11 protein-coding genes and 2 tRNA genes are annotated in these 14438 nt (G+C 25.5%); 3 read left to right on the top strand and 10 right to left on the bottom strand.

Annotated features, from left to right (window positions below; all coding sequences use genetic code 11):
- Positions 1–63: 63 nt before the first annotated feature.
- Positions 64–915, bottom strand: coding sequence for a phosphate ABC transporter substrate-binding protein (locus tag K5563_RS01075; protein ID WP_221037167.1), 852 nt, complete (start codon positions 913–915; stop codon positions 64–66).
- Between the two features lie 120 nt (positions 916–1035).
- On the opposite strand from K5563_RS01075, the gene efp reads away from it, so the two are divergent.
- Positions 1036–1614, top strand: a complete 579-nt coding sequence (efp, locus tag K5563_RS01070) for an elongation factor P (protein ID WP_221037166.1) — start codon at positions 1036–1038, stop codon at positions 1612–1614.
- Complete coding sequence (locus K5563_RS01065; protein ID WP_221037165.1) at positions 1592–2257, top strand: hypothetical protein; 666 nt, start codon at positions 1592–1594, stop codon at positions 2255–2257. The genes efp and K5563_RS01065 overlap by 23 nt, the downstream gene beginning before the upstream one ends.
- 3 nt (positions 2258–2260) lie before the next feature.
- Here the strand turns inward: K5563_RS01065 and K5563_RS01060 are convergent.
- From K5563_RS01060 to K5563_RS01030, 7 genes are all read right to left on the bottom strand, one after another.
- Positions 2261–2334 (bottom strand) — tRNA-Ile (locus K5563_RS01060).
- 76 nt (positions 2335–2410) lie between these two features.
- Positions 2411–3451 carry a hypothetical protein gene (locus K5563_RS01055; RefSeq protein ID WP_221037164.1) on the bottom strand — a complete coding sequence of 347 codons (1041 nt, stop codon included), beginning with the start codon at positions 3449–3451 and terminating at the stop codon, positions 2411–2413.
- 13 nt (positions 3452–3464) lie between these two features.
- Positions 3465–5303, bottom strand: a complete 1839-nt coding sequence (gene mutL / locus K5563_RS01050) for a DNA mismatch repair endonuclease MutL (protein WP_221037163.1) — start codon at positions 5301–5303, stop codon at positions 3465–3467.
- Positions 5300–7684, bottom strand: a complete 2385-nt coding sequence (locus K5563_RS01045) for a tetratricopeptide repeat protein (RefSeq protein WP_221037162.1) — start codon at positions 7682–7684, stop codon at positions 5300–5302. The genes mutL and K5563_RS01045 overlap by 4 nt, the downstream gene beginning before the upstream one ends.
- The gene (locus tag K5563_RS01040) at positions 7677–9323 is read right to left on the bottom strand and encodes a tetratricopeptide repeat protein (protein WP_221037161.1); all 1647 of its coding nucleotides are present in this window, start codon (positions 9321–9323) and stop codon (positions 7677–7679) included. The genes K5563_RS01045 and K5563_RS01040 overlap by 8 nt, the downstream gene beginning before the upstream one ends.
- A gap of 49 nt (positions 9324–9372) precedes the next feature.
- Positions 9373–11082: a BB_0208 family protein gene (locus K5563_RS01035; protein ID WP_221037160.1), complete on the bottom strand. Its 1710-nt coding sequence runs from the start codon at positions 11080–11082 to the stop codon at positions 9373–9375.
- Positions 11083–11913 carry a UTP--glucose-1-phosphate uridylyltransferase gene (locus K5563_RS01030; RefSeq protein ID WP_221037159.1) on the bottom strand — a complete coding sequence of 277 codons (831 nt, stop codon included), beginning with the start codon at positions 11911–11913 and terminating at the stop codon, positions 11083–11085.
- A gap of 85 nt (positions 11914–11998) precedes the next feature.
- Between K5563_RS01030 and rsmD the strand changes: the two genes are divergently transcribed.
- Positions 11999–12544 (top strand): 16S rRNA (guanine(966)-N(2))-methyltransferase RsmD, encoded by a 546-nt coding sequence (gene rsmD / locus K5563_RS01025; RefSeq protein ID WP_221037158.1) that lies wholly within the window; start codon positions 11999–12001, stop codon positions 12542–12544.
- Between the two features lie 9 nt (positions 12545–12553).
- On the opposite strand, the gene K5563_RS01020 is transcribed toward rsmD, so the two are convergent.
- Together K5563_RS01020 and K5563_RS01015 are read right to left on the bottom strand one after the other, a co-directional pair.
- On the bottom strand, positions 12554–14098 hold the full coding sequence (locus K5563_RS01020) for a hypothetical protein (protein WP_221037739.1): 1545 nt from the start codon (positions 14096–14098) through the stop codon (positions 12554–12556).
- 212 nt (positions 14099–14310) lie between these two features.
- Positions 14311–14383: transfer RNA gene (locus K5563_RS01015), tRNA-Phe, on the bottom strand.
- Positions 14384–14438: the final 55 nt, after the last annotated feature.

The following is a 14438-nucleotide window of genomic DNA, read 5'->3' as shown; positions in this document are numbered from 1 at the left end:
ATAGAAAATGCACTTTGCTAAGTTTATATTTAATTTAAATTTTTAGTCAGGTTTATCATGATTTTAGTTGTGTTCAGTTGTGTGAAGCCTGATAAACCCTTGTTCTTCAACAATATCTTGTCCACTTGGACTTAACATAAAATTAATAAAGTCAAGTGTGTTTTGATCCTCAGAAATACTGTTTGTGATTGCTATTAAATTTCTCTTTATAGTATATTTATCCTTTGTTATTGTTTCTTTTGTAGGATATATGCTATTTATTGAGAGTACGTGTAGGCCCTTTTCTATTGAATTTCTTGCATATCCAAAACTGATATAACCAATTGAATGAGATGTGAGACTTACCTTTTCAATTACTTCGCCATTAGATTTTACCACAATATTATCTTGTCTAAATTGGGTCTCTTCAGGATTTTTTAATATTTTATCAAGCAATAGTTCCTTTATAGATGAATGAGAACCAGAAGATGAGTCTCGATTTATGAAGTTAATTTTAGCATCAGGACCACCAACTTGTTTCCAATTTCTAATATTTCCATTAAGTATTTTAACTAAATCTTCTTCTGTAATATTTGTGACCTTGATATCAGGACTTGTAATAAATATTAAAGCATCATAAGCAATCACTGTAATTTTTGCTCCTTTAGCTATTTCTTCCTCAGTTGCGTCTCTTGAAGATATTGCAATTTTATAAATACCATCAAATAACCCTTGAATACCAACGCTACTACCTTGTGCATCATAAGTCACTTTTAGTTGATCATTTATTTTTTGATACCTTAAAATTATTTCATCCATGATAGATGTTGTTGAGGTAGATCCACCTATTGCAATTACATTTTCCTTGCTTTTATTTGTACAATTACTAAATAAAAAAGCTAGTAAAATAGCAAAAAGCATTTTGATTGCTTGCATTAAAATTAACTCCTTTTATACCTATATATAATATCATTAATCTTAGATAAGTCAATGAATAGTAAATATTTTCATTTTTTGATATAAGTTATTATACAGATTATGAATTTGAGGTGTTAGATGGGTGTCATTAAGTCTGGTGATATTGAAAAGGGTTATTTTTTACTTTTTAAAGGTGTGCCACATGTTGTTCTTGAACGAGAATTTTCCAAAATGGGTAGAGGTGGTTCTATTGTAAAATTAAAACTTAAAAATCTTAAAAATAAGTCTATTGTTCATGAAACCTTAAAAGGTGCTGATACAGCACAAGAAATTGAAGTATTAGAAGTTAGTTCTCAATATCTTTATAAGGAAAATGAAAATCTTATTTTTATGGATTTAGAGACATATGAGCAATTTAATGTGAATTTAAAAGAAGTTGCAAACATTGAGGATAAGTTTTTGTTTTTGCAAGAGGCTGAGGTTTATACCCTTATCAAGTGGGGAGATGAAGTTCTTGATCTTAAATTGCCTCCAAAAATTGTATTTGAAGTTGTAGATGCTGAGCTTGCTGTAAAAGGCGATACTGTAACTAATGCAATGAAGAGTGTTACTCTTCATACTGGCTTGACAGTAAAAGCACCTCTTTTTATTAATATTGGGGATAAAATTTTGGTTAATCCTGAAACAAAAGAATATGTTGAGAGATTTAAATATTAACAAAATATTCTTTTATTTAATTTTTTTTATTGCTTTTTTTTCTTGTGAGATGAGTTATCCTGATCTGCGGGAAGTTGATTATGTACTTAATTATTATTTCACTAAGAATAAGTCCGATTATTTTATGACTTTTGATTTGGCCGTTAGAGTTTTAAATTCTAAAGATATAAGCAAATTTGTTTTTGAAAATATTAATAGTAAGGAATTTATTGAAATAACTAAGGATAAATATGTTTCTTATTTTGTTGATTCTGTACTTGGTAAGGATATTCTTTATTGTCGAGATTTGAGGTTTAATGTTGGGGATAAAACTTTTCAAGCTTTTGAAGCAAAGGTTCATCTTTTTGATTTTGGAATGAGAGTATATAGTAAGGATATTATCATAAATTTAAGCTTGTCAGAAGAAGAGTTATTTTTAGTGCATGATTATGTATATAAATTGAAAGATATGGTTAAATTAAAGGAAATTAGTGGCAATAAGGTGTATTTGATTAAAACACCTGAGGGTGAAATTGACTTTTTATATTCAGTTGTTAAGATAGAAGATTTAGGTAATGTTCAAGTAAGTGGTGGTGATTTTGATACTTATCTGGGATTTTATTTCATAGGAAAAAATTCTAATTTATTTTTTAAATTAAATTAAGTTTGGGCCCACCAGGACTTGAACCTGGGACCACCCGATTATGAGTCGGGGGCTCTAACCAACTGAGCTATGGGCCCTTTTTATAATCAAAGCTAAAAAGCTATTAAACATATTTAACGTCTCTTAAAGCTTTGAAATATTGTATTTACTTTTTTATTGATTGTCAAGTTCATTGATTTCATTTTGTATAGCTTCTATTTTTGAATTTAATGCTTTTAATTTATCTTCAATTGATTCTTTGTTACTTATTAGTTGTTTAATATTTTGCTGTATTTTTTCAACTTCTTCGATTTTGATTGTTTTTATTAAAGTTGTGTCTAATTTAGATATTTGTTGATTTAGAGCTTTTATTGATTCTAACAATGAATTAATTGCTCCACTTTTATTTAATCCTTTTTCTGTTTTTGACATTTCAATAAATTCTTCGGCAATTTTTTTTAAAATAGCTTCTTTATTTATTTGAACAATATTAATTGTGCTTTCTATTTTATTTTGATTATGAATATTTTCTTTAGTTTTGTGGTGTTTTATTTTACTTTTTGTATTTATGATTTCTGATTGAATTTCATTAATTAATCTGTATTCTTCAATAATTTCTTTGCTTAGGTCTTGATTTTCTATGAATTTATTAACCATTTGTTCTAAGCTTTCTGAGAATAAATATTTTTTTAGTATTTTTGTCTCAAATTCTTTTTCTATTGTTTTTATATTTATTTGATTGATGATTGATTTTAGCATTGAATTGATATTTCTCATAAATCTTTTTAAAAAATTAATTTTTTCGTTGAATTTTATTATTTCGATTTGTTTATATTTATATTTTGCAAGTATAAATTTGGTAAAGTTCATTTTGTATTCTGAAATTAATGACAGATTATTTGGATATTGATTTATTATTACTTCAATAACTTTTTTAAGTTTCATTTCGTATGTTTGCATAATATATTTTTTGTTTTTTTTATGGTTTGTAATCTTTTGATACAATTCTTTTAATTTAATTGCATTATCTTCTGCTTGACTTAATTTTATTTGAAGATGAGATATTTCTTTTTCTATTAACTTTAAAGATGTGTAAGATTCTAATTTTTTAAGTTCTATTACATTATTGTTTTTAAGTATTTTGCCAAGTTCAACTAATTTTTTGTCTCTCTCTGAGATTATTTTTTGAATTTTGGATTTAAGATCTTGTATCATAAACATATTTGCATTATTTTCTATTTACACTCTTTTCAAGCTCAAATTTGGAAAACTTATGGTAAATTTTTCTTCCATGTGGACAATGCTTTAGCTTGAGATTGAAAAATTCATTTATTAAAAATTTACTAAATTCAGAACTTATTGTATCATTGCGTTTAATGGCTTGTCTACATGCAAGTGTTGCATATAATTCGGTTTCCAAAGAATCAATGATTTTGCTTTTTCTTGTTTTTAAAAATTGAATAATAATATGTTCATACTTGTTGCAAATATTGGGAATTGATTCTAGTTGATAGGTTTGATTGTTTATTTTGGTAACTATAATGTCTATTTTGATATATTCTTCTAATTCGCTTTCTAATATTTTATTTGTATCTTCAGAATCTACTTGAAATTTAATTGGTACTAAAAGATTTTGGATAGTTTTTTTTGAATTGATTAGATTTTTATATATGATTTTTTCATGAAGTGCATGCTGATCTATAAAATAGACTTCATCATAGTTTTCTACTATTAGGAATTCTGAGAATAGTTGCCCCATATATCTAAATATATGCTTTTCTATTGGTTTTTGAATTTCGTTTATTGTTGTAGATGTTTGTAGAAAAATATTTTGTATGTGATTTTTAAATGATGGTTTATCTTTATGAATTAGATTTTGACTTTCAAATTTTACTTTATCTTCTATTATATTTGTTATTTTATTATCCTGTGGTGCATTTAGAACGAATTCTTTATTGTTTATAATTTCATAATTTTGAAAATCTGGGTTTGTTGAATCATGTTCAGATTGTAATAGATGAGCATCATTTGTTAATTGTCTTTTTATTATTATATTATGATAATCTTGTAAAATTTCTTTTTTTTCTCTATCAAAGAATGCGTTAATATTGTTTGCAATTTGTTTAGGCAGAAATGGTAAGTTAAAAAATCTTACTTCTTTTTTTTGAGGATGTATATTAAAATCAATACATCTGGGATCTATTTCTAAAAATAAATAACATATTGGAAAATTTCTGTTAGTTAGTATTCTTCTATGTCCTTCAATAATTGCTTCTAGTATGCTTTTTTCTTCGATGGGTCTTCTATTTATAAATATTTTTATATTTCGCCTGTCGTTTCTTGAAAAATTAGGAGGAGCAAAAAAGATCTTCATTTTTACATTTTCATATTCAGCTGTTACTTTTCCAAATTTATTGTTTTCGATCATTTCTCCATATACGCTTTGCACTCTGTCTATGAGGCTTTCTTTAAAATAAACTTTTCTTAGCTCATTATTTATACTTAGTTTAAAGTCAATATTGGGATGAGTGACAGCTTTTTCTTCAAAAACTTTTATGCACATTTTTGTTTCAACAGAATCTTTTTTTAGGAATCTTTTTCTTGCAGGAAAATTATAAAATAGATTTGTAATATCTATTATTGTGCCATTTATTGCAGATTGCTTTTTAAAATACTTTTCAACTCCATTCTCAACTTCAATTTGGTAACTGTTTTCTCCTGTAATTGAACTTGTTATTGTAAGATTTGAACAAATAGCTATACTTGATAGAGCTTCTCCTCTAAATCCTAGTGTTTTTATTTTTTCAAGGTCTTGTTCTTCAGTGATTTTTGAGGTTGTATGGGGTAGGTAGCATATTTTTAAATCCTCTTTACTTATCCCACTACCATTATCAATTATTAGTATTCTGCGTATACCACCTTCTTCAAGAAAAACTTCAATTTTATCTGCTTCAGAATCTATTGCGTTGTCAAGCAATTCTCTTAAAACAGAGCAAGGTCTATCTATGACTTCTCCTGCTGCTATTTTTTGTACTAAAGTTTTATCTAGGAATTTGATTTTATTCATTTATTTATTATTTGCATTATTATATTGTTATGTTTGTAATTAGGAAATTTTTTAATAACATCTCTAAGTATTGTATCATTTTTATTATTATCGTATTCTATTATGCCTAAAGCGTGTAAGGCTTCTGGATTGTTTGGATTTTCTTTTATATATTCTTGTAATTTTTTAGTAGCTCTTTTATTATCTTTTATATCAATAAAGGTAGTTGCAAGATTATATTTTGCTTCAAGACTTGAGAGAGATTCTGCTTTTTGGAAAATTTCAATTGCTTTTTGATAGTTTTTTTGTTTTTTGTAAAGTATGCCAAGATTGTTTAATGCTAGTAAATGATTCTTATTTCTAATTTTTTCAAGAATTTCAATTGCTTTTAGTATATTGCCTGAATTTTCGTATGCTATTGCTAAGTTTATATGAGCTGTAATATTTTCAGGATTTTTGGAAATTACATTATTATAAAGTGGTATTGCTTTATTATAATCTTTTTTATTTAGATAAATGGATGCTTTTAAATATAGGTATTCAGGTTTTTGCGGATTTATGTTAATAGCTTTATTGATAATTTTTAATGAGTCATTAATATTATTATTTTCAAATTTTGATATTGCTAAGTTGTAAAACATAATATCATTTTTTTCTTTTATTGAAGCTATTGCTTTATCTAGATATTTTTCACTGTCTTTAAAGTTACCCATATGGTTTGCAATAATTCCTGCCTGAAGGGCGTAATAAGGATTTTTAGTAATATCGTAAGCTTTTTTCAAACTTAAAAAAGCATTTTGTTTGTCATTGTTTTTTTCTTCTGCTATTCCTTTTTGGTAGTATGCAATATCATAGTTTGGATCGATTGCAATTGCTTTATTGAAAACCTCAATTGCTTCTTTTAGTTTGTTTAATAATATTAAGTTTGTTCCTTTATTTGCATATGCCTTTTTATGTTTTGGATTTAGTGATATTGTTTTATCAAATGCTTGTATTGATTCTTCATATTTGTTTAGTTTAAATTTTATCACTCCAATTTTATAGTAATCTTCTTCGTTTTGTGTAATGCTTGCAATTTTGTCATAAATTTCTTCAGCCTTTTTAAAATTTTGATGTCTCTCACTTGCTAATGCTATCATTTTAAGAGATTCTAAATCGTTTATAGATTGATTGGAATTATCTGTACGGGTTTTGAGATTTTTTTCTGTTGAGGTTTGATCGTCTATTGAAAGTCTTTTTAGCTTAGGTTTTTCTTTTTTATGTTGTTCTTTTTTGAAAAGCTCCTTGTTAAAAGGAGCTTTTTCTGTGTTAGCTAAGTTGTTAGTTGCTAAGTTAGCTAAATTTGGTTCAATATCTTGTTTTATTAATTTGATTAAGAGATTAGCAGCTTCTTGAGTTTGTGATTTATCAATTAGATCATTAATTTTATTAAATTTATCACTTAATCCTTTTTGAATGAGTTCATTAAGTCTTTTTTTAGCAAATAAAGGATTTCCGGTATTAATATTATCTAATATCTCATAGAGTGTTTTTTTTATAATATAACTATAAGGCCTATCTATTTTTTTAGTTATTTGATTTTGTAAAATGGAAGTTTTTTTTATATCTGTGCTGTTTATTTTAATTTCTGGTTTTACAATAGGATCTCTTTTCTTAGTATTTAGATTTTGATTTATTTTATTTTCTTTCAAGTCATCTATCTTCTTTTGGATAATTTTATCTTCATTTTGTTTGTGTTTTTCTAAAACTTGTTTTGAGATATCTTGTTGGAAGCTTTCAGCTTTATTTAATTCTTTATTTAGACTTTCTTTTAATTTTTTTAAGTTAAATTGATTTTTTTTGTGTTCAATATGTTTAGTGCTATCTAGGTTTTTTGGCTTTTCATAATTTGAGATTTTATTTTTATTTAGATTCTCAGGTATTGTGTTTTGTTTGAATTCTAAAATATCTTCGTTTTCAATACCAGTATCATTTTTTCTATCTGCATAATTTTCTGTTTTTGTAGTGTCTTTTATATATTTATTATTGAAAGCAATCTCGGAATTTTCATTATTTATTGGTATTGATTGTTCCTTTCCTTGTATTTTATCTAGTATTTGATTAGCAGTATCTCTTTGTAAATCTTTTGATTCAAATGGGCTATTATTTGCAAGTTCTGATAAAGTATTTTCAAGGATTGCAATGTCTGTATTTTGTGGGTATTTATTTTTTAGAATTTTTGTTATTGAGTGTGCTTTTTTATAATTTCTCTCCATAATACTATTTTTTACTTCATTTAACATTATTTCTTGGTTGTTTTTGTTTAGACGTTTTTTATACACATAATAACCAAGGCCTCCAAATGAAGCAATAAGTAATAATATTAAAATTATTAGTATAGGTAAGCTTCTTATTTTATTCATCTATATTTAACTCCTCTTGCCAATTAATTTTGTCTAATTCAATTAAAGAATCCGTTTTTAAATTGTCTTCAAATTCTTTTTTAATCATTGTGTTTTTATTTTGTAGATGATCCTTTGTCTTATCCCGTTTTGTCTTATCTTGCTGTTGTTGTATTTGTTTTGTCTTATCTTGCTGTTGTTGTATTTGTTTTGTCTTATCTTGTTGTTGTATTTGTTTTGTTTTATCTTGCTGTTGTTGTATTTGTTTTGTCTTATCTTGTTGTTGTATTTGTTTTGTTTTATCTTGTTGTTGTTGTTGTGTCTTATCTTGTTGTTGTTGTTGTGTCTTATCTTGTTGTATTTGTTTTGTTTTATCTTGCTGTTGTTGTATTTGTTTTGTCTTATCTTGTTGTTGTATTTGTTTTGTTTTATCTTGTTGTTGTTGTTTTGTCTTATCTTGTTGTTGTATTTGTTTTGTCTTATCTTGTTGTATTTGTTTTGTTTTATCTTGTTGTTGTTGTTTTGTCTTATCTTGTTGTATTTGTTTTGTTTTATCTTGCTGTTGTTGTATTTGTTTTGTCTTATCTTGTTGTATTTGTTTTGTTTTATCTTGCTGTTGTTGTATTTGTTTTGTCTTATCTTGTTGTTGTTGTTTTGTCTTATCTTGTTGTTGTTGTTTTGTCTTATCTTGTTGTTGTATTTGTTTTGTCTTATCTTGTTGTTGTTGTTTTGTCTTATCTTGTTGTTGTTGTTTTGTCTTATCTTGTTGTTGTATTTGTTTTGTCTTATCTTGTTGTTGTTCTTTTGTCTTATCTTGTTGTTGTTCTTTTGTCTTATCTTGTTGTTGTATTTGTTTTGTCTTATCTTGTTGTTGTATTTGTTTTGTCTTATCTTGTTGTTGTATTTGTTTTGTTTTATCTTGTTGTTGTTGTTTTGTCTTATCTTGTTGTTGTATTTGTTTTGTCTTATCTTGTTGTTGTTCTTTTGTCTTGTTTTCGTCTTTTTCTTTTTGTTGTTCTTTAATCATTTGTTCACTTCTATTTTTTAGACTTTTATCAATTTTTTCAAGTTTTGCTTTTTTATTTCTTAAAAGATCTATCATATGGAGAATAGATTGTCTTTTTTCACTTTCATATCTTAATGTAATAAATTGAGAATAATCATGGATTGCCATAGTGTATGCATCCCATGAATTTTTATAATCTTTTTGCTTAAAATTAATTTTTCCTTGTTCTACATAGGAGTTTGCTCTATTAAGTAGTGCTTTGTCATAATTAGGCATTTTTTTAATTGAGTTAGAATAATATTTAATTGCTAAATTATAATAACCCTCTCCTCGTTTAAACATTATGTTACCTAGTTCAAAATATAGTTTATAATCAATATCTCCCCCTATTGCAATTCCATCTAGTAATGCTCCCTCTGCTTCTGTTAATTGATTATTTTCTCTATAAGCTATTGCTAAGAAATAGTATCCATTTTGTACTGTTGGATATTTCTGTATAGCTTCGCTGAGTATTTTGATTGCTTGTGGGTAGTTTTTACTTTTTATTTCTTCTTGTCCAATTTTAATTAATCTTTGTGAATACCCGAGATTTGAATTCAATAGTAAAATTAGTGAGATGAATAAATTTTTAAGCGGTAATAAGAATTTTTTCATATCTTTTATGAATATTATTTTATTACTTTCAAGCAAATATTTCTATATTTCATAGTGTTTTAAAGTCAAAATTATTTTGTTCTTGATTTAAGAATATGACAAATTTCATTATTTCTTCTCTTTGTTCTGTTGACATTGTTTTTTCTTCTTTCAATTGTTCTGATACTGGGTCTGATTTGGCATAATAAGCAATATAGTATATGGCGGGTAATAGTGTTTCAGTCTTAAATTCCTCTAGATTAATATTTTTATTTAGTATTTTTTTAAATACCCTTGTTCTTAAAATCAACGATTTAATTAAAATATATGATTTATGATAGCTTAAATTATAAGAACTTATTTTTTTCATATTTATTATTTTTTTAGGTATTGTGATTTTGCTCTTATCAAGTTGTGTTATGATTTCTGATATAAAGTTAAAAATTTTTTTATCAATATTTGGGTAAAAAGATAGGAAGTAGACAAATATTTGATTTTGAATTTCAAAATTTTTGTTTTTAAAAAAGTTTTCTATATCCTTTGAAAATTTTACTTTGTCATCTTCATCTGCATATATATAAAATGCCATCCATCCGTACGTATCTATTTTTTTCGTATTATCGTTTATATATTTTATTACGTTTTGTAAAAATGTTCTTTTGATGTGTTTGTTTTGAAAGATTTTTAAATCTTCATATGGATTAAAATTCATTTTTTCAAATGAGACAAAAAATTCTTCTGCTTTAAATTTTGCTATGGTGATATTTTCTATATTTGCATTTAAGTTCATCAGCTTATGTTTTTCAATATATTTAATTGCAAATATAAAGTCATTCCATTCATTTGGTACTTTGTCTTTAAAAAACCATTCTAAATATTGTTTTATTGTACTTATTTCAAGTGAAGATATATAAGTCTTTAAAGTATTGTGGAAATCTTTTGGGGTATATTGTACAAATTCACTTAAGAAGTAGTTAAAATTAGAATTTTTATTTGATCCTTTGTAAAAAATTTCATTAAGACTTAATGTTTTTATTGTTCTTAGGTATTTTAGAATTTCATCGTATTTTAAGGTTAAAACTTCATCTATTATATATCTGTAGTTTTGTGTTAGAATTTTGTTAAAAAGTGATTGAGATAGACATCCGACTGGCCAATAGGTTAAAATAAGCAATTTTTTTATTTTAATTATTCTGCTTTGTTTTTTTCTTAAGCTTGATTTGAATAATCTTTGCAATGATTGATTGTATTGCAATATTTGGCTAATTTTTTTCTTGTTTCGATGTCTTACGGCTAGTAATATATCTATTGTTGATTCTAAATTTTCTACCTTTAAATTACTAGAGAAATTCAAGATTAATTGTTTATATAATTCTTTTTTTTCTTCTGTATATGTGTGATTGTTTTGTATTTCGATTATTTTTAGAAAGTTAGTGGCGTTTAGTTTATATGTGATGCCAGATCTTTTACTAATAAAATTTGTTTCTTTTGTTATGTGTAATAAATTTTTTTCTCTAATTATTTCAAGTATCCAGTTTTTGATTTTTGTATCTTGTATTTCTTCATAATAATATTCTTCAAGTGTAATATTTATTGAATTTTTTTTAAGTTCATAATTTTTACTTACTTTGATAAGATTTTTAATATCGGATTCATTGAGTTTGTAAAGTTTTGATAATATGCTATACCTTAAAATTTTTTCTTCTATGTTTAAGATTATGTGTTTTTTTAACATTCTAAGATTATCATAAAATGTTTGACTTTTTGTTAATAATTTCATTTAGTCCTTTAATGATTTTTTGATAATTTTTAGTAATTTTTCGTCACGTTTTGAAACTTTTATTATTGCTTCTAAATAACCATCAACATCACCTATATCAAGTCTTTCGCCTTCTACTTTTTTATATAATACTTTATTTTCAGATATCAATTTTTTTAAAGCATAAACATGATGATATTCTCCTTTTTTGTGAAGTTTAAACCCATCTTCTAAATACTGGAAAAATTCATGTGTATATAAAAACCTTCCAATAGATGCTTTATTGCTTGGTTCTTTGCCAATTTCTGGTTTTTCTACGATGTTTTTTACATGAATGTTATCTTCACTTAATTCTATTACTCCATATCTATTAATGTTTTTGGGATTTTCAATAACAGATAATATATTTTTTCCGGTTTTGTTGTGCAATTCTATTAATTGTGTTGTTAAAGATGGATTTCCAATATGTAAATCATCTGGATATGCCACTATTACAGCTTCAGTTCCTATCCAAGGTTTTGCATATAATAAAGCATGACCCGTGCCTAGCATTTCATTTTGCTTTATAAAACTAATATTGATATCTTTAACTTTAATTTTTTCTAGCAAATCTTTTTTGCATTCTTTTGTAAATGCAGCTTCAAGTTCAACCTCTTTGTCAAAATAATTATCCAAGACCATTTTTCTTCTTGAGGTTATTATTAATATTTCTTTAATTCCAGAAGTAGTGAATTCTTCGATTATGTAATCAATTGATGGTTTGTTTAAAATTGGCAACATTTCTTTTGGGATAGTCTTTGTAATGGGTAAGAATCTTGTTCCATATCCTGCTGCTAAGATAATACCTTTCATACTTTGTTTCTCCTAAATAAAATTATATCAGAATTTGGATTGTAAACATTTAACATTTTTTTAAAATAGTTTAGAATTTGCTCTTATGCATATAAGTGCAGGTAAATATAAGGGACAAAAAATTAATTTTCCTAAAACAGGTAGTGTACGTCCTGTGATGGCTGTTGTTAGGGAAGCATTTTTTTCTATTCTTTTTAATCAAATTTTAGGATCCAATTTTCTTGATGTATTTGCAGGTACAGGGATTATGTCTCTTGAGGCTCTAAGTAGGGGAGCTAGTCTTGTTCATCTTGTTGATTATAATAGGTTTTCTAAGAATACTTTAATGAAAAATTTTGAGTTTGTAAGTGAACCTTACAAATTTTTTTTCAGTAAGGCTGAATTTTTTCTTAAAAATAGTAATCTTTTTTATGATGTTATTTATCTTGATCCGCCTTTTAAATATGGTTTTAAAGAGGATTTGCTTAAAATAATATCAAGAAATAAAAGTTTAAATACAGATGTAAAAATTATTATTCATTATCCTTCTAGAGAAAGTTTAGATGACAATATTTTAAGACTTTCTAGACATGATTTTAGAAAATATGGGGGATCAAGACTTGATTTTTTTAAAGTAAATTCTTGTATCTAAAATACGATTTTATTCTTGGTTAGAACTCAAAAGTCTGAATTCATTACTTTTGAGTTCTTCAATATTGTGTCTAAATTCAAATTCGTCAGTATTTTTGAATGAATTTTTTTTAATTGTTCCATTTTGTCTTTTGATAATAATTTCTTTGGCTTCAACATTCATTAGTATATCTCCTATTTTATAGGATTTGTCATGTTTTTTTATAATGGATACAATAGGTATTTTGCCTGTTGTATATTCAAGGACAACTGCTTTAAATATGGGTTTATTACAATTTTTTGTATATATATCTAGTATTGTCCCATAATCAAATGGTGCAAGAACTTTCAAAAAAATTTGTAGCATTTTGACATCAAATTTTTTATTTAGTAAGTATTCCTCTGGTTTATCTTGTTGCCAATGATATTGAGCACTGTTTGTTGTTAAAAATTCAATAGCTTCTAATGGATTAACGGGTTCTTTAATAATTATAGGATTAACCATTTCATCATAAACATCTATTATACAAAATATTCTAATAAGTTCATGGGTAAATTTTTTCATTATATTGTTTGAATCATTGTTGATGTTAAGATAATTTTTTTGTCCATTTATCATCATCTTTGTAATTGCAGAAATATCTTCTCTCATTCTAAATAGGTTTTTAGAAACATTGACACTTTTTTCTAGAATTTCTATTTTGGATATATATTGTTCTTTTACATATGTATTCTTAAGGCTAATCTTTTCTCTTAATTCTTGTAATATTGTGATATGCATAAGTCCTATTGGGTGCAATAAGACTCCAAGAGCGGCTTGCAATATAGTATCATTATCATAAAAAAATTCTGTGAATTCTGTGTATTCTGATTTGTCAATGAAAAATTTTGATGTTAAACGAGGTGCATCTTTTCTTGCTCTTTCTTTATTTAACTGTGAAATAGTTATTAAAAAGTATATTGTAGTATCAATTGCGTGTAGCAGTATTGAATCGCCTTCTGTTTGTATTTGTCCTCTAAAGAATTCATAATCTCTTCTTATTGAGTACAGATATAGTTTTTGTATTATTGTTGTGTTATTAAGATTATCTTCATTTTTAATTCTTTGTAAATCAAAGTGGTTATATATTTTTAATAGTATTTTTTGAATAGATATTATTTTGTGTCTTGGTAAAATATTAGAACTTGCTTCAATAATTTCTTTATGGTAAATATGATCAGGTTCTTTTTCCATGAGAGTATTTAAATTAATTGTTGTTTTTTTCCCAGCAATTGTAAATATTTTATCTTTTTCTGAGAATGGTTTGTATATGTCTTTTAAAACTTCTGCTAGGTCTTCCCTTAAAAAATTTATTTCATTTTTTATAAGTTCGTCATTAACTATGTTTATTAGTTTTTCATGTGGAAGATTTTTGTAATTATTTATTACTGGTATGTATGAAACATTGCCTTTATTTAGAACTTGAATTATCCTTTCATTTATTCTTGTACTTAACTTAGTCAGATTTCCAATATTTAAATATATTATATCGTTTTCTGTTAGATCTTCTATTTTTTTTATTTCTTTAAGAATCATTGGCATACCTTTTAAAACCAAATCTTTAATATTGTTTTCTAAAAGAAAATTGAACTTTTGAGACAAGAATATTAGTTTTATACTTTATCAATTAATACCACAGCCATATTTTTTTACACATTAAACAGTTTTAACATACGAGGATTAAAGCTTATTTTTACTCCTTTTAAATCTTAGCTGTGTTGTTACACATAAAAATCTTTAACTGATAATACCGCCGAGGAGAATCGAACTCCTGACACAAGGATTTTCAGTCCTTTGCTCTACCAACTGAGCTACAGCGGTTAGATTTTTTAAAAGATCATAGTTTCTTTATTAACAGAAATTATTTTTTCATAAA

It is taken from the genome of Borrelia sp. HM (assembly GCF_019669085.1).
GTDB lineage: Bacteria > Spirochaetota > Spirochaetia > Borreliales > Borreliaceae > Borrelia.
This window is presented reverse-complemented; position numbering and strand designations above follow the sequence as displayed.